General features: G+C 66.2%; 21 protein-coding genes. 1 reads left to right on the top strand and 20 read right to left on the bottom strand.

What is annotated here, in order from left to right; translation table 11 throughout:
* Position 1: 1 nt before the first annotated feature.
* From PQ457_RS14170 to PQ457_RS14155, 4 genes are all read right to left on the bottom strand, one after another.
* On the bottom strand, positions 2-715 hold the full coding sequence (locus PQ457_RS14170; RefSeq protein WP_273617448.1) for a nucleotide-binding protein: 714 nt from the start codon (positions 713-715) through the stop codon (positions 2-4).
* Entirely contained in the window at positions 715-1119 is a 405-nt protein-coding gene (locus PQ457_RS14165) for a hypothetical protein (RefSeq protein ID WP_273617447.1), read from the bottom strand. Before PQ457_RS14165 ends, PQ457_RS14170 begins: the two co-directional genes overlap by 1 nt.
* Before the next feature lie 120 nt (positions 1120-1239).
* Entirely contained in the window at positions 1240-3519 is a 2280-nt protein-coding gene (locus tag PQ457_RS14160; RefSeq protein ID WP_273617446.1) for a patatin-like protein, read from the bottom strand.
* A 53-nt stretch (positions 3520-3572) separates the two neighbouring features.
* A complete protein-coding gene (locus PQ457_RS14155; protein ID WP_273617445.1) occupies positions 3573-4220 on the bottom strand; it encodes a trimeric intracellular cation channel family protein in 648 nt (215 codons plus the stop codon).
* A gap of 197 nt (positions 4221-4417) precedes the next feature.
* Between PQ457_RS14155 and PQ457_RS14150 the strand changes: the two genes are divergently transcribed.
* Positions 4418-5704 carry a sugar MFS transporter gene (locus PQ457_RS14150; protein ID WP_273617444.1) on the top strand — a complete coding sequence of 429 codons (1287 nt, stop codon included), beginning with the start codon at positions 4418-4420 and terminating at the stop codon, positions 5702-5704.
* Between the two features lie 87 nt (positions 5705-5791).
* On the opposite strand, the gene PQ457_RS14145 is transcribed toward PQ457_RS14150, so the two are convergent.
* The 16 genes from PQ457_RS14145 to PQ457_RS14070 form a co-directional block, all read right to left on the bottom strand.
* Positions 5792-7597, bottom strand: coding sequence for a DEAD/DEAH box helicase (locus tag PQ457_RS14145; RefSeq protein WP_273617443.1), 1806 nt, complete (start codon positions 7595-7597; stop codon positions 5792-5794).
* Between the two features lie 196 nt (positions 7598-7793).
* Positions 7794-8813 (bottom strand): adenosine deaminase, encoded by a 1020-nt coding sequence (locus tag PQ457_RS14140; protein WP_273617442.1) that lies wholly within the window; start codon positions 8811-8813, stop codon positions 7794-7796.
* A 9-nt stretch (positions 8814-8822) separates the two neighbouring features.
* Entirely contained in the window at positions 8823-10082 is a 1260-nt protein-coding gene (gene guaD / locus PQ457_RS14135; RefSeq protein WP_273617441.1) for a guanine deaminase, read from the bottom strand.
* A complete protein-coding gene (gene xdhC / locus PQ457_RS14130; protein ID WP_273617440.1) occupies positions 10079-10981 on the bottom strand; it encodes a xanthine dehydrogenase accessory protein XdhC in 903 nt (300 codons plus the stop codon). Before xdhC ends, guaD begins: the two co-directional genes overlap by 4 nt.
* Positions 10978-13263, bottom strand: coding sequence for a xanthine dehydrogenase molybdopterin binding subunit (xdhB, locus tag PQ457_RS14125; protein WP_273617439.1), 2286 nt, complete (start codon positions 13261-13263; stop codon positions 10978-10980). The genes xdhC and xdhB overlap by 4 nt, the downstream gene beginning before the upstream one ends.
* Complete coding sequence (gene xdhA / locus PQ457_RS14120; RefSeq protein WP_273617438.1) at positions 13256-14665, bottom strand: xanthine dehydrogenase small subunit; 1410 nt, start codon at positions 14663-14665, stop codon at positions 13256-13258. Before xdhA ends, xdhB begins: the two co-directional genes overlap by 8 nt.
* A gap of 1 nt (position 14666) precedes the next feature.
* Positions 14667-15017, bottom strand: coding sequence for a hydroxyisourate hydrolase (gene uraH, locus PQ457_RS14115; RefSeq protein ID WP_273617437.1), 351 nt, complete (start codon positions 15015-15017; stop codon positions 14667-14669).
* On the bottom strand, positions 15014-15454 hold the full coding sequence (gene uraD, locus PQ457_RS14110; RefSeq protein ID WP_273617436.1) for a 2-oxo-4-hydroxy-4-carboxy-5-ureidoimidazoline decarboxylase: 441 nt from the start codon (positions 15452-15454) through the stop codon (positions 15014-15016). Before uraD ends, uraH begins: the two co-directional genes overlap by 4 nt.
* The gene (gene hpxZ / locus PQ457_RS14105; protein ID WP_273617435.1) at positions 15451-15831 is read right to left on the bottom strand and encodes an oxalurate catabolism protein HpxZ; all 381 of its coding nucleotides are present in this window, start codon (positions 15829-15831) and stop codon (positions 15451-15453) included. The genes uraD and hpxZ overlap by 4 nt, the downstream gene beginning before the upstream one ends.
* The gene (gene puuE / locus PQ457_RS14100; RefSeq protein ID WP_273617434.1) at positions 15828-16721 is read right to left on the bottom strand and encodes an allantoinase PuuE; all 894 of its coding nucleotides are present in this window, start codon (positions 16719-16721) and stop codon (positions 15828-15830) included. The genes hpxZ and puuE overlap by 4 nt, the downstream gene beginning before the upstream one ends.
* Positions 16718-17956, bottom strand: coding sequence for a pyridoxal-phosphate-dependent aminotransferase family protein (locus tag PQ457_RS14095; protein ID WP_273617433.1), 1239 nt, complete (start codon positions 17954-17956; stop codon positions 16718-16720). Before PQ457_RS14095 ends, puuE begins: the two co-directional genes overlap by 4 nt.
* Positions 17949-19175 (bottom strand): allantoate amidohydrolase, encoded by a 1227-nt coding sequence (locus PQ457_RS14090; RefSeq protein WP_273617432.1) that lies wholly within the window; start codon positions 19173-19175, stop codon positions 17949-17951. The genes PQ457_RS14095 and PQ457_RS14090 overlap by 8 nt, the downstream gene beginning before the upstream one ends.
* Complete coding sequence (locus PQ457_RS14085) at positions 19169-20758, bottom strand: gamma-glutamyltransferase family protein (RefSeq protein WP_273617431.1); 1590 nt, start codon at positions 20756-20758, stop codon at positions 19169-19171. Before PQ457_RS14085 ends, PQ457_RS14090 begins: the two co-directional genes overlap by 7 nt.
* The gene (locus PQ457_RS14080; RefSeq protein WP_273617430.1) at positions 20758-22092 is read right to left on the bottom strand and encodes an NCS2 family permease; all 1335 of its coding nucleotides are present in this window, start codon (positions 22090-22092) and stop codon (positions 20758-20760) included. The genes PQ457_RS14085 and PQ457_RS14080 overlap by 1 nt, the downstream gene beginning before the upstream one ends.
* A complete protein-coding gene (locus PQ457_RS14075; protein ID WP_273617429.1) occupies positions 22089-23342 on the bottom strand; it encodes an AtzE family amidohydrolase in 1254 nt (417 codons plus the stop codon). The genes PQ457_RS14080 and PQ457_RS14075 overlap by 4 nt, the downstream gene beginning before the upstream one ends.
* The gene (locus PQ457_RS14070) at positions 23339-23518 is read right to left on the bottom strand and encodes a hypothetical protein (RefSeq protein ID WP_273617428.1); all 180 of its coding nucleotides are present in this window, start codon (positions 23516-23518) and stop codon (positions 23339-23341) included. Before PQ457_RS14070 ends, PQ457_RS14075 begins: the two co-directional genes overlap by 4 nt.
* Positions 23519-23618: the final 100 nt, after the last annotated feature.

The raw sequence follows: 23618 nt of genomic DNA, 5'->3' as shown, positions 1-23618 counted from the left end.
ATCACGCCGCTTCTTCCTCCGTCTGAGGGGGAGCGCAAACCTGCGCGATGGTCTTGGCCAAAGCGCGGATGTCGGCCAGAGCGCCGCTGGCCGGGGCATGGGCGGGCAGCAGCTTGGCCATGGCGACGGCCTCGTTGACCGATTCGTCCTCATGGATCGACCCGATCAGCTTGCCCCCCAGCAGTTCGCGCAGGAAGCTGTTGGCGTTGCGGGCAAAGCGGCGGGTTTCATCCAGCCGGTTGATGATGAAGGCCGTGTAATCCAGATCGATCAGCGGCGTGCCCGGCACCACCTGCGTCAGCGCGGCCAGACCCAGCGCGGTGGGCGAAACCGGCACCACCATCAGCGAGGCATGGGGCAGCAACTGATCGCGCAGCACCGTATCGTCGGCGGCAATGTCGGCCACCACAAAAGTGCCGCCCGAAAAGGGCAGCTCGCCATTGTCGAGCGCATCGGCAAAGGCGGGCGCATGCGTCGCGCGCCAGCCCTGACGCAGCGACACCCCGCCAATCGTCAGCCCCTGATTTTCAGGCGCTTCCAGATCGGGGATCTCGCTGATCGGTTTCAGGCCGAAATAGAGCTTGAGGCTGTCCTGACGGGTCATGTCGATGGCGGTGGCGCCATGGCCGGCCTCGGCCAGAGCCATGGCAAGATGGGCGGCCACAAAGCTGGTGCCGGCGCCGCCCTTGGGCGAATGGCAAAGGATCAGCGGCATCAGAGCTTTCCTTGTTCGATTTGCTGGGCCAGCTTTTGCAGCAGGGCATGGACATCGCCGGGCGCGTCTTCGCCATTCTGGCCGCCATAGCGGGCAAACAGGCTGCTCAGATCCTTGGAGGCCGGAGCAGGCTCGGCGCCGGAGGTTTCGCCGCCGGGGCGGGCGGGCGCAATCGTGGCCAGCGTGGCCGCCGGGGCGGGGGCCGCGGTTGCGGCAGCGGCATTGGCGGTGATCGCCACTTCGCCGTGGTCCTCGGCGGGCGGCGCATTGAGGATGCGCGGATCGTGGATCAGCGTTTCAAACAGGGGCCAGAGCTCGACATCGCTGAAGCGATCCGCAAATTCCTGGTAATGGAATTCCCGCTTGCCCAATTTGGCCAGCAGATTGGCGACGTCCTTACGCATGAATCGACCCCTAGGTTTGTTCCCGTATAAACCTGCACGTAATTGGTTAACAAACGCTAACTTTGAGGCGTTCCTGGTGCGAGATTCTTGGGAAACCGGGGTTTTTCGGCGATTAAATTCTTAATGGGGGCGAATAAGAAGCTCGGCCCGCAGGCTTTCGATCAGGCCCGAATCGGCCGTCAGCTTGCCCTGCTCCTCGTCGAGAATCGCGCCAAACAGGGCGTTGACCATGGCCGCCGTGTCCTGCGGGTCGATGGCGCCCGGCGCGGTGGAGTTTAACAGATCGACCATGCGCGCCGCGCCGTGCAGCCGCCCCATCAGGTAATCATGCTCGCGATAGGCACGGCTGAAGAAAGCGGCAAAGTGGTGAAATTCCTCTCCTTTCAGGCGGCGCGACAGACCCGTCGCGCTTGTCCCCCGCGCCACATCGCGCGGCGATATGCGGTCGATCTTGACCGGGTTCATCTCGGCCTCGCCCTGTCCGCGCGTCAGCGTTAGCGTGGCCACATCGTAAAAGGCAAAGCCCAGATAGGCCAGCAGCATCACCTGTCCCAGCGCGGCAGGCAGATGGCGGATCGCCTCGACCAGCAGCGCATCGATCCGCGCATCCAGCTGGGGCAGCGTGCCCGCCGATGCCATTTCGCGCAGAACCTCGCCCGGGTTAACCAGAACGCGCCCCGAATCGACCGGGATCGGCGAAGCCGCGCCCAGCGCCAGCGAAAGCCCCTGCCACGCCGCATCGCGCGCGGCATCGTGGTGATGGGCCGAAACATCGGTCAATTCCTCACGCGCTTCCTCCAGCCGCCGGATCAGATGGCGCATCCGGCGCAGGCGGAAACCGCCGTCATGGCTGCGCAAAAAGGCCAGCATTTCGCTCGACATGCTTTGCCCGCCGGTGCCTCTGGGGCGCAGATTGGCATGGGCCCAGCGGCCCAATATCTGGCGGATGGCTGCGCCGTTCTGTTCGGCAGGCGCCGCCATCGGCACCTCGGGGGTTAACGCCTGCGCCAGCGCGTCCAGCGTGATCTCCAGCTTCATCCGCGCATAGGCCTGATAGGCAAACCCGGCCTGTTCGACGGCGGCGGCATGGGATGCCTGACGCCATGCCGCCATCTGGACCCCATCGGGGCAGGTGTTGAGCACATCGCGCCCCAGCGCCAGACGCACCGAGGCCTCCACCTCGGGTTGGATCGCGGCCATGATCTGGCGCACGCGGGCCATATCGGCCGATTGCCGGGCCAGAGCCTCCAGATTGTCGCGGATCGGCTGTTCGCGCGGGATGGTGGAAATGGCGCGAAAGATGACGCTGAAAAAGCCCGGCGCGCCGGTGGGCCGGATGGTCGAAACCGCATCCTGCGTGGGGTCGATATAGAGCAGGCGACGGTCCACCTCGCGCTCGGCCGGGCGGCTGGGGAGGGCGGCAATCGCCTGCGCAAAGGGCGCGTTGACGAGGATCGAGCCATCCATCAAGGCTGCCTCATTCACCGTCCCGGCGGCGAAATGGGCGGGCAGAACGCGTGAGAGAAAAGCTGCCCGTCCGCTCCATTCCTCGTCGCGTTCGGCCATCAGCCGGTCGATCTCGACCGGCAGCAGCGGCGGGAATGCGCCGGGAAAACTGGCCGAGGCGCGCGCGGCAAAGACCAGTTCGGGCAAGGGCGCCAGCACCCCGTATCCGGCATTGGCGCGAAAGCTGATGTCCACGCGATGCTCGCGTTCCTCGACCCATGGCGGGCTGTGCAGCGCGACTTTCTCGGGATGGCCCGCATAATCGGTGGCCGTGGTGAACAGGTCGAGCGGATGGCCGCGGGGCAGGAGCGGAACCCCGCAGGCGCCGCCCGCCATGGCGTCGAGCGCCTCGGCGATCAGGCGGGAAAAGCCGATCCCGCTGAAGGGCGCCTCGAACCAGCGCGAACGCACCAGTCGGTTGAGCTTGGCCCGGATCTCGTCCTCGATGGCCGAGGAAGTGTGCGATATGGGCGAGGTGCGCGACAGCAGCATCCGCACCACGGGCACCGCCCATTGCTTGGCAAAGCCGGTCCAGCCCCGATCGTCGGGATCGAGCAGGCAGTCGATATCGGCCCGCTCCAGCCACAGGCGCGTCAGCGGTTCGAGCGATTGCCCGCTGTGGATGGCCTGGGCCAGAAACACGCCGTTGAGGCCCCCCGCGCTGGCCCCGGCGACAATATCGGGCAGCACCCGCAATTGCATGGCCGTGCGATCCGCGATGGCGTTCAGCAGGTCGGCATAGATGCGCTCGCTGGGCAAAAGATTGTCGGGGCTGCGGCGCAGGCGGCTGGCGCGGGCCAGTTTCCATACCTCCTTGGTCACGCCATGCATGTAAACCGCAAGGCTGATCCCGCCGTAACAGACCAGAGCGAGACGAAGCTCTTTGTGCCGCATGGGTTACTGTCTGCGCCCAATATCGGGGCGGCGCAAGAACCTAAATATCGCGCCTAAAGGTCTTTGTAGGCCGGCAGCCCCAATTGCCAGCGGATCGCGGCAAAGCGCAGGATCAGCCCGCCCAGAAAGCCCGCCGCCATCGCCGCCCAGCCATAGGCCCCGATGCTGATCAGCGCGACATAGCCGCCCGCGGCCAGAGCCGCCGCCGTCACATAGATCTCGGGCCGCAACACGATAGAGGGGACGCCCGCCAGCATATCGCGGAAAATCCCGCCCATGCAGGCCGTCACCACCCCCATGATCGCGGCGGGCAGCGGCGGAATGCCAAACGACAGCGCCTTGGCCGCGCCAAACACGCTGTAGGCCGCCAGCCCGATGCCGTCGAACCATTCCAGCGCCTGTTCCGGCCAGATCCGGCGCGGCGTGAACCACACCAGCAGCGCCGCGCCCAGACAGATCGCTATCGGTGCGGACCGATGCATCCAGAACACCGGCGCTCCGATCAGCACATCGCGCAAGGTGCCCCCGCCAACGCCCGTGATCGCGCCAAAGAACATGAAAGTGACCAGCGTCTTGCGCATCCGCGCCGCCGCCAGCGCCCCCGAGAGGGCAAAAACGGCCGTGGCCGCCATATCCAGCCATGGCATCAGCCATGCCGAGGCATCCACTACAGGTTGAACAGAGAGGGATGCCGGCACCATTCATCGCTTTTTCGTCATGCCGGGGCATTTTGCAAGCGTATGCGTGACGGCCAGACGCTTGACAGCGTTGTCGATATTGCCGAGGGCTAGGCCAATCGGCGCTTTGCAAACGTATATGTACGGCCGCGCCATTGCTGCAACGGGATCTGTCGATATGACAGGCGCACAAGGCACAAGAGGAGGGGGAATTTACGCCCATGGCATTGGCTCCAGACACCAAAGGCGGCGCGCAGGCGGGCCAGAATATCGACGCACCGGAATTGCGCCTGTTTGTCATGGCGCTGTTCTTCATCTTCGGCGGCATCACCAGCCTGAATGACGTGATCATTCCCAAGCTGAAGGAACTCTTCACGCTGAATTACACCCAGGCGATGCTGGTGCAATTCTGCTTCTTCACCGCCTATGCACTGATCGGCCTGCCGGGCGCGGCGCTGGTCAAGCGGATCGGCTATATGCGCGGCGCGGTGGCGGGGCTGCTCACGATGATGGTGGGCTGCCTGCTCTTCATCCCGGCCTCGAAAAGCGCGACCTATGCCATCTTCCTTGCCGCGCTCTTCGTGCTGGCCAGCGGCGTGGTGGTGGTGCAGGTCGTGACGAACCCGCTGATCTCGCTGCTTGGCCCGGCCAAAACCGCGCACAGCCGCCTGACCTTTGCGCAGGCTTTCAACAGCCTTGGCACGGTGATCTTCCCGCTGGTGGGCGCGCCGATCATCCTTGGCAAGCTCAAGGACGTGAAGGTCGAGGATCTGACCGGGCCTGCGCTCGACGCCTATCGGATGGCCGAGACGCAGCACGTGGTAAACACCTATACCGCGCTGGCCGCCGCGCTGGCGCTGGTGGCGGCGGTGGTGTGGTTCAACCGCAACCGCCTCAAGGGCGAGAAGCATGAGCAGACCTCGCTGGCCGCCGGTTTCGCGCTGCTTTCGCAAAAGCGCTTTGGCCTGGGCGCGCTCTGCATCTTCCTTTATGTCGGTGCGGAAGTGTCGATCGGCTCGCTGATCGTCAATTATCTCAAGCAGCCCGGCGTGTTGGGCCTGACGGATGCGGGTGCTGGCGCCTATATCCCCTATTACTGGGCGGGCGCGCTGGTGGGGCGCTTCCTGGGTTCGGCTCTGCTGCGCGTGGTTTCGCCGGGCAAGGTGCTGACCTTTAACGCGATTGGCGCGATCGTGCTGATCCTGATCTCGACCAACACGCATGGCGCGCTTGCTGCCTACAGCCTGCTGCTGATCGGCCTGATGAACTCGATCATGTTCCCCACCATCTTCAGCCTCGCCTGCGAAGGGCTTGGCACCAAGGCGGCGGACGGTTCGGGCATCATCAACATCGCCATTTTCGGCGGCGCGGTGGTGCCTCTGGCCACGGGCGCAATCGCCGACGGCATGGGCAGCCTTGCCCTGTCGCTGGCGCTGCCCGCGATCTGCTATGCGGTGATCGCCTATTTCGGCTGGTTCGCCCGCCATCCGGCGGCGGAGGAGGGTTAAAACCCTTCGCGCCCGGCGGGACACAGCAAAAAGGGCGGCGGAACCGGGTTGGTTCCGCCGCCCTTTTTGTCTGAAGGCCTGTCAGGCTCAATCGCGGCCGCGCGGGCCCTTGCCCTTGAAGCCGCCGCCAAAGCCGCCCTTGCCGCCGCCCGCAGGCTTGGGGCGATAGGGCTTGACGCCATTGGGGTGCTGGGCATGGCCCTCGCTGTGCGGAGGACGGCGTGCGCCCGGCGCATGGCGTCCCTTGCGGTGCTCACGGGCCTGCTCGCGCGGGCCGGTGGTGCTGGGCTCGATGTTGACACCGGCCTCATCGTCGCTGCCCGGAATGGCGGTGCGCGCCACGGCATTGCCGAAACGGTCGGCCAGATTGCGAGGGATCTGCACAAAGGTTTCGTTGGCGCCGATGCGGATCGCGCCGATCTCGCCGCGCGTGACATGGCCGCGGCGGCACAGCAGCGGCAGGATCCAGCGCGGATCGGCGTTCTGTTGGCGGCCGATGTCGATGCGGAACCAGGCCACATCCTCGAAACCGGCGCGATGATGGGCCTGACGGATGTTGTCCGGGGCCGAAGCGATCAGTTCCTCGGGCTGGGGCAGCGAGGCGCGATGCGCGCGCACCAGCGCCAGCGCCAGATCCTGCGCGCTGCGCTGGCCCAGCAGTTCCTCGGCGATCGCCAGATCCTCTGCATCATCCTCGGCCTCGACCGGGGCCAGCAGCTTATCGAGCAGGCGCTGGCGGTCGGCGGTGCGGATGGCTTCGGGGCTGGGCACTTCGGTCCATTCGGCCTCGATCCGCGCGCCGCGCAGCATCATTTCCACCCGGCGGCGGCGCGGGAAGGGAACGATGAGGACTGCAGTGCCCTTCTTGCCCGCGCGGCCCGTGCGGCCCGAACGGTGCTGAAGCGTTTCGGCGTCACGCGGGATTTCTACATGGACCACCAGCGTCAGATTGGGCAGGTCGATGCCGCGCGCGGCAACGTCGGTGGCCACGCAAACGCGGGCGCGGCGGTCGCGCAGAGCCTGAAGCGCATTGTTGCGCTCATTCTGGCTGTGCTCGCCCGACAGGGCCACGGCGGCAAAGCCGCGCTCGACCAGCGTGGCGTGCAGGTGGCGCACATTATCGCGCGTGGCGCAGAACAGGATCGCGGTGTCGGCCTCGTGGAAACGCAGCAGGTTGACCACGGCATGTTCGATGTCGGCCGGGGCCACGGTCATCACCTGATAGGCGATGTCGCCATGGCCGCGGTTTTCGCCCACGGTCGAAATGCGCAGCGCGTCGCGCTGATAGCGGCGGGCCAGCGCCACGATCTGACCCGGCATCGTGGCCGAGAAGAGCAGCGTGCGGCGGGTTTCAGGCGTGGCTTCGAGGATCTGTTCCAGATCCTCGCGGAAGCCCATGTCGAGCATTTCGTCCGCTTCGTCCAGCACGATGGCCTTGAGGCCCGAGAGGTCAAACGCCCCGCGCTCCAGATGGTCGCGCAGGCGGCCCGGCGTGCCGACCACAATATGCGCGCCAAAGTTCAACTGGCGGCGCTCCTTGACAGGGTCCATGCCGCCCACGCAGGTGACGATGCGGGCGCCCGCCTGCGAATAGAGCCAGGTCAGCTCGCGGCTGACCTGCAGCGCCAGTTCGCGCGTGGGGGCGATGATCAGCGCGAGCGGATCGCGCGCGGGGGGCAGCGTCTCGCCGCCGTCCAGCAGGTCATTGGCCATCGCCAGGCCAAAGGCCACGGTCTTGCCCGATCCGGTCTGCGCCGAAACGATGAGGTCGCGGTCGGCCGCTTCCTCCTTGATGACGCTGGACTGCACTTCGGTCAGCGAAGTGTAGCCTTGCGTCTCGATGGCGCGAAGGATGCAGGGGGCGAGCGTGGCGGGAAGGTTCGATTCGGTCATGCAAACTCTTGTGGCTCTGCCCCGGTGGGGGCAGGAGGAATGGAAACATTCGGTAGCAGGCCGCCAAAGGGGCCAAAAGAGGGCGCGACAACAGCCAGCAGCCCGTCATATGGCGCGCCCATAGCGGGAAAATTGCCGTTTGGCTTGTTCTTTTTTTGGGTTGGGCCGAGTCGGGCGGCCCGCCGTGGCACAAAATCTAGTTTTGGCGGGCAAATTCCTCGATTGTCGCCAGATGGGCGGCGATCTCCGCCTCGCTCAGGAAAGAGCCGGTGAAACTGTTGCGCGCCAGTTGGACGATCTGCGCTTTGCCAAGGTTGCGCGCGATGGCCACCGCCCGGTAATTTTCGGCAACATAGCCGCCGAAATAGGCCGGATCATCCGAATTGACCGTGGCGTTCAGCCCCAGATCCAGCATCCGGTCGATCGGATGATCGGCCAGATCGCCCACCACGCATAATTTCAGATTGGAAAGCGGGCAGACGGTCAGCGTCATCCCCGATTGCGCCAGACGCTCGACCAGCGCGGGGTCCTCCAGCGCGCGGTTGCCATGGTCGATTCGGTCGACATGCAGCAGGTCGAGCGCCTCATAGACATAGGCGGGCGGGCCTTCCTCGCCGGCATGGGCCACGCGCTTCAGCCCCGCCTCTCCGGCGGCGGCAAAGACGCGGGCGAATTTGGAGGGCGGATGGCCCAGTTCCGACGAATCGAGGCCAACGCCCGCGATCCGATCCAGCCACTTTTCCGCTTGCCCCCATGTGGCAAAGGCAGCCTCCTCGTCCAGATGGCGCAGGAAAGAGAGGATCAGTTTGGACGACACTCCCTCGACCGCCGCCATGCCGGACAATAGCCCCTCGATCACCACATCGAAGGGAATGCCGCGATCGGTATGGGTTTGCGGATCGAAGAAGATCTCGGCGTGGCGCACCCCATCGGAGCGCGCCCGCGCGAAATAGGCGGCGGCCAGATCGTGGAAATCCTGCTCGGTCTGCAAGACCTGCGCCCCGGCATAATAGATGTCGAGAAAGTCCTGAAGGTTCGAGAAGCGATAGGCCGCGCGCACATCCTCGACGCTGGCAAAGGGGATCGCCACCTTGTTGCGCCGCGCCAGCTCAAACATCAGCTCCGGCTCAAGGCTGCCCTCGATATGCAGGTGGAGTTCGGCCTTGGGGATGCCCCCAATAAATTGATCGAGGTTGAAGGTGTCGAGGTCGCTCATGGCTTGATCCTAACGCGAATGGGCAAGGATGCCAGCGATATAGGTGCGCGCCACACAGCGGTCATCGCCCAGCACCTGCATGGCAAACAGTTTTTCCGCCAGCCCCGCGCCCTGCGTCCGCATGGCCAGCAAGGGCGTGGCGCCGGGATCGAGCACGATGAAATCCGCCTCCTGCCCCGCCTGCAATCCGCCCACCCGGTCCGACAGGCCCAGCGCCCGCGCGCCCCCGGCCGTTGCCAGATAGAGCGCGCGAAACGGATCGAGCACGCTCCCACGCATCTGGCACACCTTATAGGCCTCGCCTTGCGTTGCCAGCATCGAGAAACTCGTCCCCGCGCCCACATCGCTGCCCAGCCCGACGCAAACCCCGAAACGGTCGGCATGCGTCAGATCGAACAGGCCCGAACCCAGAAACAGATTGCTGGTCGGGCAAAAGGCAATCGCCGAACCGGCCTGCCCCATGCGCCCCATCGCCGCGTCATTCATATGGATGCAATGGGCAAACAGCGATCGCGGCCCCACCAGCCCAAACCGGTCATAGGCGTCGATATAATGCGCCGCGCCAAACCGCGCCTCGACCGCCGCGCATTCGCCCCGGTTTTCGGCCATATGCGTGTGCATCATCACATCGCCGTGCGCGGCCAGCAGATCGCCCGCCACGCGCAATTGCGCATCGGACGAGGTCAGCGCAAAGCGCGGCGTCACCGCATAGCCCAGCCGCCCGCGCCCGCGCCACCGCGCGATCAGCGCCTCGCTTTCCCCGCGCGCCGCCTCTGGCGTATCGCGCAGACCTTCCGGCCCAAGGTCCATCAGCACCTTGCCCGAAATGATCCGCATGTTGCGCGAGAGTGCCGCCTCGAACAGGGCGTCCACGCTGCCCTCATGCACAGTGGCGAAAACCAGCGCGCTGGTCGTGCCGTTGCGCAGCAATTCGTCGAGGAAGAAGGCGGCCACGTGATCGGCATGGGCGCGAGAGGCAAAGGCCTTTTCCGCCGGGAAAATATGCTGCTCCAGCCAGCTCAGCAATTGCTGGCCATGGGCGGCAATGCGCCCGGTTTGCGGATAATGGATATGGGTGTCGATAAATCCGGGCACGATCAGGCCGGACAAAGGCTCGACCGGAACATCGCCAAACCGCCCCGCCAGATCGGCATAGGCCCCCAGCGCCACCACCAGCCCATCCTCGACCACCAGCAGCCCGTCGAGATAGTGCTGGACAAGATCGGGCGCGGGCGTGGTCAGGATCTCGCCGCGAAACGCATGGATCATGCCGCCTGCTCCATCGCCGCGGTCATGGGAAGCGACAGCAATTGCGCCAGCACGGCAATGGCGATCGTGTCCGGCTCCTTGCCGCTGATGCCGGGGATGCCGATGGGGCAGGTCAGGCGCGCGGCATCGACCCCTTCGCTGCGCAGCCGCGCCAGAAACCGCGCCCGTTTGGTGGCCGAACCGATCAGTCCGACAAAACGCGCGCGCGAACGCAAGGCCGCCGCCGTCAAACGATAGTCCAGCCCATGATCATGCGTCAGGATCAGCACGGCATGATCGCCCCCCGCGCTGGCCGCGCAGGCCACCAGTTCATCATCGGGCGCGACCACCACGCCGGGGCGATCATAATCCGTGCGGCTGTCATACCAGCCCAGCGAGAGCGGCAATCCCTCGACCCGCCCGGCAATCGCCCGCCCGACGTGCCCTGCGCCAAACAGCATCAGCGGCAGGCGCGGCCCATCCTGCGGCTCGGCAAAGGTAAAGCCGGGGGCGGGCAGGGGGCCACGTGCGGGAATGGCCATTGCGGGCCGTTCGCCCAGCGCAACCCTTTCCACCGCCCCCTCGCGCAGGATGGTCAGCGTGGGCGCATCGAACCATGCCGCATCGGCCAAGCGCTCGACCATCACCCGCACCCGCCCGCCGCAGCATTGGCCCAGCAAAGGCCCCAGTGGATAATCCTGCACCCGCCAAGTGCCTGCCGGATGGGCCAGAATGGCGCGGGCCTGCGCCACCAACTGATGCTCCAGCCGCCCGCCGCCGATCGTGCCCGCCATTGCGCCCGCCGTGATCACCATGCGCGCGCCCGGCCCGCGCGGGGCCGAACCTTCGGTGGCCAGCACGGTGATCAGCGCGACCGGTTCGCGCGGCAAAGCCTGTCGGGCCAGATCCTGCCAGATCATCGCGCCTTTAACTCCGCAATGGCTTTCAAAATCCGCTCCGGCGTGGCGGGCGCGTCCAGCGCGGGCAGGCCGACACCGGGCGCAGCCGCCTTGACCGCCTCGCTCAAAGCACTGAAAACGCTGATCGCCAGCATGAAGGGCGGCTCGCCCACGGCTTTGGAACGGTGGATCGTGGGTTCGACATTTTCGCCCCGTTCCCACAGGCGGATGTCCATATGGGCCGGGCGGTCGGATGCCGTGGGGATCTTATAGGTGCTGGGCGCGTGGGACAGCAACCGGCCATCGGGGTGGAAAACAAGCTCCTCGGTGGTCAGCCAGCCCATGCCCTGAATGAACCCGCCCTCGACCTGCCCCAGATCAATCGCCGGATTGAGCGAGCGGCCCGCATCATGGAGAATATCCGTCCGCAGCACCTTATGCTCGCCCGTCAGCGTGTCGATCACCACCTCGCTGCACGCCGCGCCATAGGCGAAATAATAGAACGGGCGGCCATGATGCGCGGCGCGGTCATAGTGGATCTCGGGCGTGGCGTAAAAGCCGCTGGCCCACAGTTGCACCCGCGCCATATAGGCCATGCGGGCCAGCGCGGAAAACGGCATGGTGGTGTCTCCGGCCACCACGCCCTCGGGCGTAAAGCGCACATCTTCGACCGCCACGCCATTTTGCGCGGCCAGCCATGCCGCCATCCGCCCCCTGATCTCCATCGCCGCATAATAGGCGGCCATGCCGTTCAGGTCTGACCCCGAAGAGGCCGCCGTGGCGCTGGTGTTGGGCACTTTGTCGGTGCGCGTGGCGGTGATGCGGATGCGCGAAAGGGGCAGGGCGAAGACATCGGCCACCACCTGCGCGACCTTGGTGTAAAGCCCTTGCCCCATCTCGATCCCGCCATGGTTCAATTGAACCGAACCATCGGCATAGACCAGCACCAAAGCGCCCGCCTGATTGAGATGTTGCGCTGTAAAGCTGATGCCGAATTTGACGGGGGTGAGGGCGATGCCTTTCTTGAGCACGCGGTGCGATGCGTTGAACGCCGCCACCGCCGCCCGCCGCGCCGCATAATCGCAGGAAAGGCTGAGTTCATCCATGATCTGGGGCGCGACATTATCGGCCACGCGCATGCCATAGGGGGTGATGTCGCGCCCCGGCGCATAAAGATTGGCCCGGCGCACATCCAAAGGATCGCGCCCTACGGCGGCCGCCACATCGTCCATGATCCGCTCGATGGCGATCATCCCCTGCGGCCCGCCAAAGCCGCGAAAGGCGGTGTTCGACACGGTGTTGGTGCGCAACCGGTGGCTCAGGATTTCCACCGCAGGCAGCCAATAGGCATTGTCGGCATGGAACATCGCCCGGTCGTTGATCGAGGGCGACAGGTCCATGCTGATCCCGCAGCGCGAGGCCAGTTCCAGCTTCAGCCCGGTCAGCACGCCCTTATCGTCAAAGCCGACATCATAGCGGATGGTGAAATCATGCCGCTTGCCGGTGAGGATCATGTCATCGTCGCGGTCATAGCGCAGGCGGGCCGGGCGGCCGGTCTTCATCGCCACCAGCGCGCAGGCGGCGGCGGGCGCGGTGGCCTGCGTTTCCTTGCCGCCGAAACCGCCGCCCAGCCGCCGCGCCTCGACCGTCACATCGGCGCTGGGGCGGCCCAGCAGATGGGCGACCAGATGCTGCACCTCGGACGGATGCTGGGTCGAGGACCAGACATGGGTCTGCCCGTCCTCCATCGGCATCGCCTGCGCGATCTGGCCTTCGAGGTAGAAATGCTCCTGCCCGCCGATCTCCAGCGCGCCATGCAAGCGGCGCGGGCTGGCGGCCAGCGCCGCATCGGCATCGCCGCGCGCCATGCGCTGGGTCGGCTCGATATAGTCGCCCGCCGCCAAGGCCTGCGCCACGGTCAGATGCGCGGGCAGATCCTCGTAATCCACCTTGGCCAGACGGGCGGCGCGGCGGGCCTGATCGTGGCTTTGTGCGGCCACCAGAAAGATCGGCTGCCCGGCAAAATGCACTTCGCTTGTCGCCAGCAGGGGCTCGTCATGGCGCAGCGGGCCGACATTGTTGTCGCCGGGAATATCACCGGCCGTATAGACCCCCACCACGCCGGGCGCCGCGCGCACCGCCGACAGGTCCATCGCCAGCACGCGCGCATGGGCCCGCGCCGAAAGGCCAAAGGCCAGATGGAGCAGCCCGGCAGGATGCGGCAGATCGTCAATATAGGCCGCCGCCCCCATCACGTGCAGGCGGGCGCTGTCATGGGCATGGGGCGTGTGGACCTCAGTCATGGCCCACCTCCAATACGCTGACCGCCTCGCCATTGTGGGCCAGCCAGAGGCGGCGCAGCAGGTTGCCCGCGACGGCAAGGCGATAGGCCGATGATCCGCGCACATCGCTCAAAGGTTGATAATCGCGGGCGAGAGCTGGGATTGCCGCCTCGATGGTGGCTTCCTCCCATGGCTTGCCGATCAGCGCCTCCTCGGTGGCATGGGCGCGTTTGGGCGTGGCCGCCATGCCGCCAAAGGCGATGCGCGCGCGGGCGATCATCCCGTTTTCGATACTCAGATGAAACGCGCCCAGCACCGCCGAAATATCGCTGTCAAACCGCTTGGACAGTTTGGTGATGGCGATCACCGCATCGGGCGCGGGGCGGGGGATGAAGATCCCCTCGACAAATTCCCCCTCGCGCCGGTCCTGTTTGCCATAGGCGAGGAAATAATCCTCCAGCGCCATTTCGCGCCGCACATCGCCCCGGCGCAGCGTCAGGGTTGCGCCCAGCGCGATCAGCGCGGGCGGCATGTCGCCGATGGGCGATCCATTGGCGATATTGCCGCCGATCGTGCCCGCATTGCGCACCGGCGTTCCGGCTATCCGGCGCACCAACTCGCCCAGATCAGGGTGCAGCCGCGCCAGCACATCCCAGCCTTCCGAATAGCGCACCGCCGCGCCCAGCGTGACGCCCGCCTCACTTTCCTCGATCCCGCGCAGGTCGGCCACATCGCCGATAAAGATCACTCGCCCCAGATCGCGCAATTGCTTGGTCACCCACAGGCCGACATCGGTGGCCCCCGCCACGAGCCGCGCATCGGGATAGTCCACCAGCAGCGCGGCCAGTTCATCGGCGCTGCGCGGCGCGTGCCAGTTTTCGCCCTCGCCGCGCGGCAAGGCCGCCAAACCGGCCAGCACATCGCCATCATCGCGAAGGGCAGGGGGGCAGGCCGCCGCGCTGTCGAGTATCGGGCCATAGCCGGTGCAGCGGCACAGATTGCCAGAGAGCACATCGGCCACCGGTCGCGGGCCGTTTTGCCCCACGGTGCCCAATCCGCCCCGCGCGCGGCCTTCAAGGCTCATGATGAAGCCGGGGGTGCAAAAGCCGCACTGGCTGCCATGGCGCGCCACCATCTCGCCCTGCACCGCGCAGAGGCGATCGGGCGTGCCGAGGCTTTCCACCGTCACCAGCGCCTTGCCGTCGAGCATGGGGGCAAACAGGATGCACGAATTGACCGCGCGCCATTGCACCGTCCCTTCCACAATCTCGCCCAGCAGCACTGTGCAGGCCCCGCAATCGCCCTCGCCGCAGCCTTCCTTGGTGCCCTTGCGGCCCAGCCTTTCGCGGATCAGGTGCAGCGCGGTTTCCTGCGCGCCCGCCTCGATTTCCGTCACTTGCCCGTCGAGCAGAAAGCGGATCATCTCAACTCCCGCGATAGGTGGAATAGGAAAAGGGCGAGACGAGCAGCGGCACATGGTAATGCCCGCCGCGTTCGGCCCCGCTGCTTTGGGCTATGCCGAAATCGATGGAAACTTCGTCCAGAAACGGCGGATCGAGCAGGGCCACGCCCCGGCCCCGGAAATAATCCGCCACGGCAAAGCTCAACCGATAGCGCCCCGGCGCCAGATCGGCCGGGGCCAGATTGGCCACACGCCCGTCCTCATTGGTCACTCCCTGCGCCGCCAGCCCGTGCGGCCCGGTCAGCCGCACCGCCATGCCTGCGGCCGGCGTGCCGTGCATCGTGTCGAGAACATGTGTCGAAAGGCTGCTCATGGCTGATCCTCCAGCCGCAATTTGGTGATCTTGCCGATTTCGGCCAGCGCGGCGGCGATTTCCGTCTCGGTATCGTGGGCGGCGCGTTCCTCCATCGCGGCCAATATACCAGCCTTGTCGGTCAGCCGCACGCAGATGATGAAGGGCATATCATGGGCGGCGCGATAGGCGGCGTTGAGCGCATGGAACCGGGCATATTCCTCAGGCGTCAAACGGTCCAGCCCGGCGCTGGCCTGTTCGGCGGCGCTGGCCTGCGTCAAAGTGCCGTCGATGGCCGCCTTGCCCGCCAGTTCGGGATGGGCGCGGATCAGGGCCAGTTGCTCGGCGCGGCTGGCGGCATGGACCACCGCCATCAGATCGGCATGACGGTCGCCCGATGATGGCGCGGCATCGGCGCGCTCCTCCACCCATGGCGAATGTTCAAACAGGGCGCTCAATGCGAATTCCCTTCCAGGCTGACATGGGCCGAGACGACTTTCCAGCCATCGGGGAATTTGACCCAAGCCTGCGTCTGCCGCCCGCGGCGATCCGATCCTTCGCGGAAAAATTCCGCATCGGCGGTGGCGAAAGCATCGCCATAGGTGGTGATCGAGACGCGCCCCAGCCGCCGCTGGGGCGATCCGCCGCGTCCTTTGCGAAACTCGCGGATTTCCTCGATGCCGTACAGAACCTCGCCCACGCCATAGCGGTTGGTGGTGGGCGCATCGTGAAACAGCGCGTCCATCGCGGGAATGTCATCCGCCATCAGGGCGCGCTCATATTCATGAAACGCCGAAGTCACTTCGGCCAGCACGACCGGATCGTCGATGGTCATGCGCCGCCTCCATAGGGGTGGGTGGCGATCCAGTGGCGGGCAATCTCGCGCCGCGTGGTGATCCATGCCGCGCCGCTCTCCATCACATGGTCGAGGAAGCGCGCCACCGCCCGCGCCCGGCCCGGCCGCCCCGCGATCCGCCCATGCAGGCCGATGCTCATCATCCGCCCGCCTTCCTGTGCCAGTTGGTCGAATGTGTCGCGCAAATATCGGAAGAACTGCTGCCCTTCCGTAAAGCCATTGAGCGCGACCATCTTCATGTCATTGGCATCAAGGCTGTAGGGCACGATAAGCTGCGCCCGCCCGTATTTGTCATCCCAATAGGGCAGATCGTCGGCATAGGAATCGGCATCGTAAAGAAACCCGCCCTCCTGCGCGACGAGGCGTGCGGTGTTGGGGCTGGTGCGCCCCTGATACCAGCCGAGGGGACGCTCTCCGGTCAGGCTTGTGTGGATGGCGATGGCCTTGGCGATATGCTCGGCCTCGATTTCCGGGGCGATATATTGGTAGTCTATCCAGCGGTAGCCATGGGTCGCCACCTCCCACCCGGCCTTCAGCATGGCGTCCACCGCCGCCGGGTGCTGTTCCATCGCGGCGGCCACGCCAAACACGGTGACGGGCGCGCCGCGATCGGTAAACAGCCGGTGGAGCCGCCAGAAACCGGCACGGCTGCCATATTCATAGAGGCTTTCCATCGCCATCGCGCGGGCCGGGTGGCGCGCCGCGCCCACCATGTCGGACAGGAAGCCTTCGGAGAGTTCATCGCCGTAAAGCGGGCTGTTTTCCGCGCCTTCCTCGTAATTGATGACGAAATTGACCGCGACCCGCGCGCCGCCCGGCCACCCGGCATCGGGGGGCGTTGCGCCATAGCCGATGAGGTCGCGGCTCATTGGGCATCGTCCCAAGCGGCGAGGGCAGCAGGCACGGCCGCCCCCATCGGGGTTTGGCACCCCTGCGCATTCAGGCAAGCCTCCAGCGCGGCCAGCGTTATCAGCACCTTATGCTTCATGGCATTATAGCCCATCGCGCCCAGCCGCCATATCCGCCCGGCCAGCGGGCCAAAGGCGGTGCCGATTTCGATCTCGAAATCCCGGCGCATGGCCGTGCGGATCGCCTCGCCATCGACGCCATCGGGGATGTAAACGCCCGTGACATTGGTCATGCGGTGGGCATCATCGCCAAACAGCGTCAGGCCCATTGCGCGCAGCCCGGCGCTCATCGCCGCGCCCGCCGCGCGGTGGCGGCGATACCGCGCCTCCAGCCCTTCGCCCAGCGCCACGCGGGCGCATTCGCGCGCGCCATAAAGCATGCTGGTCGCCTCGGTGTGATGGTTCAGCCGCTTCTCGCCCCAGTAATCCATCACCATGGCCAGATCGAAATAGTTTGAGCCGATGCGCGGCCCTTGGCCATCGACGGCATCTGCGGCGCGGATGCCCTTTTCATCATGACGGCGGGCGAAGATCTTGTCGGCCGCCGCGTCCGAAATGGTGATCGGCGCGCTGCCCGATGGCCCGCCCAGACACTTTTGCAGGCCCCCCGTGATGACATCGACGCCCCAGCGATCGGCGGCGATTTCCATGCCGCCGATCGTCGCGGTGGCATCAATATAGGTCAGCGCGCCGACCTCTTTGGCGATCGCGCCGATCCCGTCCAGAGGCTGGGCCATTGTGGTGGACGTATCGCCATGCACGCTGCAGATCAGCGCCGGTCTGTGCCGGATCGCGGCCTCGCGGATCGCCTCCATCGGCACCACCTCGCCCCATGGCGCATCGACGGTTTCAAACCTCGCCCCGATCCGCGTCAGGATCTCCTGCAAGAGCAGACCGAAGCGCCCGAAATTGACCACCAGCGCCGTCTCGCCAGGCTGGATCAGGCTGACCAGCGCCGCCTCGATTCCCGCGCGCGCGGTGCCGTCCACCAGCATGGTCCAGCGGTTGGCCGTGCCGAAGACCGGGCGATAGAGCGCCATCACCTGATTCATATATTCGGTCATTTCCGGGTCGAACTGGCCCAGCAGATCCGCGCTCATCGCGCGCAGCACGCGCGGATGGGCATTGACCGGCCCCGGCCCCATCAGCAGACGCTGCGGCGGGTCAATCTCGCCAAAGAGCAGCGGATCAAGCATAGGTCGCTCCCATTTTCTCGATAAAGCCCAGCATCACGGCCAGCGCCGCCTCGGCATCGGCGGGCTCGACATGTTCGGCGGGATTGTGGCTGATGCCGTCGCGGCAGCGGATGAAGAGCATCGCGGTGGGGCATAATTGCGCCATCACCATCGCATCATGCCCCGCGCCCGACACCAGCCGCCGCGCCGCATGGCCGTTTTCCACCAAGGCGCTCTCCAGCAGATCCATCAGCCGCCCGTCGCATGGGCTGGCGGGCAGATCGTGGACGCGCTCAAATTCCAAATCCAGCCCGCGCGCATCGGCAATATCGACCATCGCGTCGAGGATCGCCTCAGCCGCCCGGTTGCGCCGCGCCGCATCGCCCGAACGCACATCAAGCGTAAAGCGCACCTCGCCCGCAATGACATTGGCCGCGCCCGGCAGCGCCTCGATCCGGCCCACTGTGGCGACCAGATCGCTGTCATCCGCCCGCGCGATGGCCTCCACCGCCAGCACCATTTGCGCCGCCCCGGCCAAAGCATCGCGGCGCAGCGGCATCGAACTGGTCCCGGCATGGCCCGCCAGACCGCGCACCACCATGCCGTAGCGCAATTGCGCGGCAATCCCCGTGACGACCCCCAGCGCCAGCCCCTCAGCCTCCAGCACCGGGCCTTGCTCGATATGCGCCTCCAGATAGGCCAGCGCGCCGGGATGCCGCGCATCGGCAAGCCCATCGGGCATCAGGCCATAATCGGCCAGAGCCTGCGCAAGCGTGACGCCCTTGGCATCGGCCATATCCGGCACCTCGCCCAAAATTCCCGCCACCGCCTTGCTGGTCAGCATCGCGGCGGGAAAGCGGCTGCCCTCCTCGTCGCCAAAGGCGATGATCTCGATAGGAAAGGGCATATGCCGCCCGGAGGCCGAGAGCGCCGCCACGCATTCCACCCCCAGCATGATGCCCAAAGGTCCATCGTAAAACCCGCCATCACGCACACTGTCCAAATGGCTGGCGATGATGAGGGGGGGCAGATCGCGCATACCGGGATAGCGCCCGATCAGATTGGCGGCCGCATCGGTGCGCGCGGTCATGCCCGCTTGCGTCATCCACGCCGCCAGTTGTTCACGCGCGGCACGATAGGCGGGGCTCAGCCATGCGCGATACAGCCCGCCCTCCATGTCGGAAAAGGGGGCGCGGCCCAAAGCCTCGCAGCGGGCAACTGCTCTTGCCCCGCCTACCATGCGGATGCCTCGCCATCGCTGCGCGGGTCGGTTGCGCCTTCGACCCCGCCATCAGGGTGGCGCACGATCGCGCCCGCATGGCCCATCATCGCCGTGATCGGACCGACGCGCTCGACATCATGGCCCGCCGCGATCAGCGCGTCATAGACCTCGGGTGCAAAGCCGTCCTCGATCTTGAGCGTGGTGGATGGATCGCCCCATGTCCGGCCCAGCAGCCAGCGCGGGGCGGAAATCGCATCCTGCAAATCCATGCCATAGCGGGCATAGCGGGAAAAGATCGCCGCCTGCGTCTGGGGCTGGCCCTCGCCGCCCATCGTGCCATAGGCCATCACCCGGCCATCCTCGAACAGGGCGAGGGCAGGATTGAGCGTGTGGAACGGCTTGCGAAAGGGGCGCAGCGCATTCCATCCGGTTTCGGCCAGACGGAAGGAGGCGCCCCGGTTCTGCCATGTGATTCCGCTGCGCGGCAGGACGAGGCCGGAGCCAAATTCGAAATAGGTGCTCTGGATGCAGGAGACGACCTGTCCCCTTCCATCGGCGGCGGCGAACCAGCAGGTGTCGCCCCACTGGCTGGGCTGGGGCCAGGGCAGGGCGTGGGCCGGATCGATGCGCGCGGCCATCGCGTCCAGAGCGCCTGCATCGTCCAGCAGGTCTTGCGGATCGCTCTCCATATATTGCGGATCGCCGCAATGCCGGTCGCGCCAGAGGAAGGCCTGTTTGGTGGCCTCGACAAGGCCGTGGATATGGTCGAACCCATCGCATTGGCCTTTCTGCAACCGGTCGAACAGCGCGAGGATCAGCAGCGAGGCCATCCCCTGCGTCGGCGGGGCGGCGTTATACAGCGTGCCATGGCTGGTCCGCACATGAGGCGGGGCGGGGCGCGCGGGCCGGTGCGCGGCCATGTCGGAGGCCGAAACCGGGCTGCCCAGCGCGGCTAGATCGGCGGCAATATCGGCGGCCAGCGCGCCGTGATAGAAACTCTCCAGACCTTCCTCGCACAGGCGGCGCAGGGTTGCGGCCAGCAAGGGCTGGCGCAGAACATCGCCCTCGCGCAGGGGCCGGCCATCGGGTTCGAACACTGATGCATAAGCGCCCGGCTGGATGCGCAATTCCGGCCCTTTGGCGGCGGCAATCTCCGCCCCGCCGCGCGTTACCGCCACGCCCGCTTCGGCATGGGCGATGGCATCACGCAGCAGGCGCTCCAATGGCAATGATCCGTCATCGCTTTGCAGCGCGGCCTGCCAACCGCTGATCGTGCCCGCCACGGTGTTGGCCGCCAGCGGCCCGCGCCATGGCACGGCGTCCAGCCCCGCATAGAGCGAAAGATCCGCCTTTTCCGCCGCCCCGCCGCAGCCGTGGATGCCATGAACGCGCCCATCGCCCTCGCGGATCACCCAGAAGCCATCGCCGCCGATTCCCGTCATATGCGGATAGACAACGGCAAGCGCGGCCGCCACCGCGACGCAGGCCTCGACCGCCGTTCCGCCGTCCTGCAACACCGACAGACCAGCGCGCGATGCCAGATAATGGGGCGCGGTGACGATGCCCCCTTCGCCGCGTGCCGTCTCCTTGGCCGTCTGCATCACGCCGCCCCCGACAGCCAGACAAAGCGTGCGATGAACAGCCCCGCCAGCACCAGCAGCAGCCAGTCTTTCCGCGTGATCTTGCCCCGCACCAGCTTGATAAGAGCATGGGCGGCAATGCCGAAGGCCAGGCCGTTGGCGATGGAAAAGGTGAGGGGAATGCCCGCTAGCGTCAGGAAAGCGGGGATCGCATCCTCCGGATCGGTCCATTCCACATCGGCCAGCGGCGCCATCATCAGCGCGCCGACAAGGATCAGCGCGGGCGCCGTGGCCGCGCCGGGCACCAGTTGCGCATAGGGGGCGACAAACATCGCGGCCAGAAACAGCACGCCCGTGACAATCGCCGTCAACCCGGTGCGCCCACCGACCTCGACCCCGCTGGCGCTTTCGACATAGGAGGTGACGGTCGAGGTGCCCGCCACCGCGCCCACCATCGTGGCCAGCGAATCGGCCACCAGCATCCGGTTAAGCCCCGGAATATTGCCCGCCGGTTCGATCAAGCCTGCTCGGCGCGTGACCGCCATCAGCGTGCCCAGATTGTCGAACAGATCGACGAAGAGGAACACGAAAAGGATCTCGAAAATCCCCAGCCCCGCCTTGCCGCCAAAGCCGAACACGCCGCCAAGATCGAGCTTGCCCACCGTCTCGGTCATCGCCGCGATGGAATAGGGTTTAACATCGAAACTGACCGCGCCCGCGATCCATGCCAGAACCGTGGTGGCCGCAATGGCGATCAGGATCGCCGCATTCACCCGCCACACATGCAGCGCCACCACCAGCACAAGGCCGACAATCGCCAATATCGGCCCGGTTTCATGCAGATTGCCCAGCGCCAGACCCGTGGCCGGGCTGTTGACGACAAGGCCGCCGTTTTTAAGGCCGATCAGCCCGATGAACAGCCCGATCCCCGCCGCCACCGCCGCAAACAGGTGCGACGGGATCGCCGCCACGATCATCTGGCGTATCCCTGCCAGCGTCAGGATCAGGAAAATCGCCCCCGAAACAAACACGCAGCCCAGCGCCACCGGCCATGGCACATGCATCGACTGGACCACGGTAAAGCTGAAATACGCATTCAGCCCCATGCCCGGCGCCAGCGCGAGGGGCGTGTTGGCGATCATGCCCATCAATATGCTGGCAAAAGCAGCGGCAAAACAGGTGGCCGCCGCCACGCCCGCCACCGGCATTCCGGCCAGCCCGAGGATCGAGGGATTGACCAGAATGATATAGGCCATGGTCAGGAAAGTCGTTGCCCCGGCCAGCACCTCGGTGCGGATCGAGGTGCCCCTTTCGGATAGCGCGAAATGGCGGTCGAGCGTGGATGCGAGGCTCATGGCGTGGGTCCTGTGGTGCCGGTGATCCCGGCGCGGTGAAGGTGGTGGGCGGTGTCGATCAGGCGCGCCTCGGCCCATGCGGGCGCGATCATCTGGACGCCAATCGGCAAAGGCGTATCTGCCAGCGCGGGGACGGAGATCGCGGGCAGGCCGATAAAGCTGATCGGCTGACAAAACATGCCCAGATTTGCGCGGACGGGGACCTGTTGGCCCTCGATCTCGATGGTGGCTTCGCCGATGCGCGGGGCGCTGCATGGCGTGGCGGGGGAGAGCAGCAGGTCGAAATCGGCAAACAGCGCGCGGGCTTGATCGGCCACAATCCGCCGCACCCGCCGCGCGGCCAGCAGCAGATCGGCGGGCATCAGCAATCCGGCCAGCATCCGGTCGCGCACGGCCGGATCAAAATCCATCGGGCGCGTCATCAGATCGGTGCGGTGCAGGCTGGCCCCCTCCATCGCGGTCATGCAAAAAGCGGCCGAGCGCGCCTGACTGGCGCCGGTCAGCAGGGCGGGGGCAATGGTGCAGCCCAGACCAGCCAACCCATCGGCCACATGGGCGAGCGCGGCATGGGCCTCGGGGGCAGCCCCTTGCGCAAAAAATCCGCCCAGCATGCCCACGCGCAGAGGGGGCATGTCGGGGGCGAACGTTACGGGTTCGATGGGGCGTTGGCCCTGCGCGGGGTCGCGCGGGTCGGGGCCTTGCACTGCGTCATAGGCCGCGGCCATCATCGCCGGGGTCCGGGCAAACAATCCGGCATGGTCGAGGCTGTGCACAAAGGGCCAGACCCCCGCGCGCGACAGGCGGCCAAAGGTGGGCTTCAGTCCGTAAACCCCGCAGAGCGAGGCGGGCACCCGGATCGACCCGTTGGTGTCCGACCCCAGCGCAATATCGACCAGCCCCGCCGCCACCGCCGCCGCCGATCCGCCCGACGAACCGCCCGCGATGCGGCTGGGATCATGAGGGTTGCGCGTGGTGCCGTAATGACTGTTTTCCGTGGCGAAACCATAGGCATATTCGTCCATGTTGGTCATGCCGACCAACCGGCACCCCGCCGCCTTCAGTCGCGCCACCAGCGTGGCGTCCTGCGCGGCCACTTTGCCGTCATCGGCATTGATCCTGGACCCCGCCAGCGTGACATGGCCCGCCACATCGAACAGGTCCTTGGCGGCAAAGCTGGTGCCCGCCAATGGGCCATCCGGCGTGGGGCCATCGGGCAGGAGCGTGGTGAAGATGTTCAGCGGGTCGATCACGGCGCGATCAACTCGGCCGGGTCTTCCATAGGCTTGTCGATTTCGCGCAAATGGGCGCCATGGCGCGCCAACAGCGCCAGATTGGCCATGATCCCGGCGCGGCATTCCTGTGGCGGGGCCAATCCCGCCACGCGCAGCAGGACATCGAGTGTCGCGCCGTCGATGTCCCCGCTCATCTGGCCTCCCTGTGTTGCCCCTGTCCTCTTTGCCCCGGAGGCCCTGTGCGAGAAAGCGCAAATTTTTGCCCCGCGCGTTGCAAAAATTCGCGCACCCGCC

Origin of the sequence: Novosphingobium humi (assembly GCF_028607105.1) — a bacterium.
Taxonomy (GTDB): domain Bacteria; phylum Pseudomonadota; class Alphaproteobacteria; order Sphingomonadales; family Sphingomonadaceae; genus Novosphingobium; species Novosphingobium humi.
The sequence above is the reverse complement of the archived record's forward strand: the minus strand, read 5'-3'. Positions and strand labels throughout refer to the sequence as shown.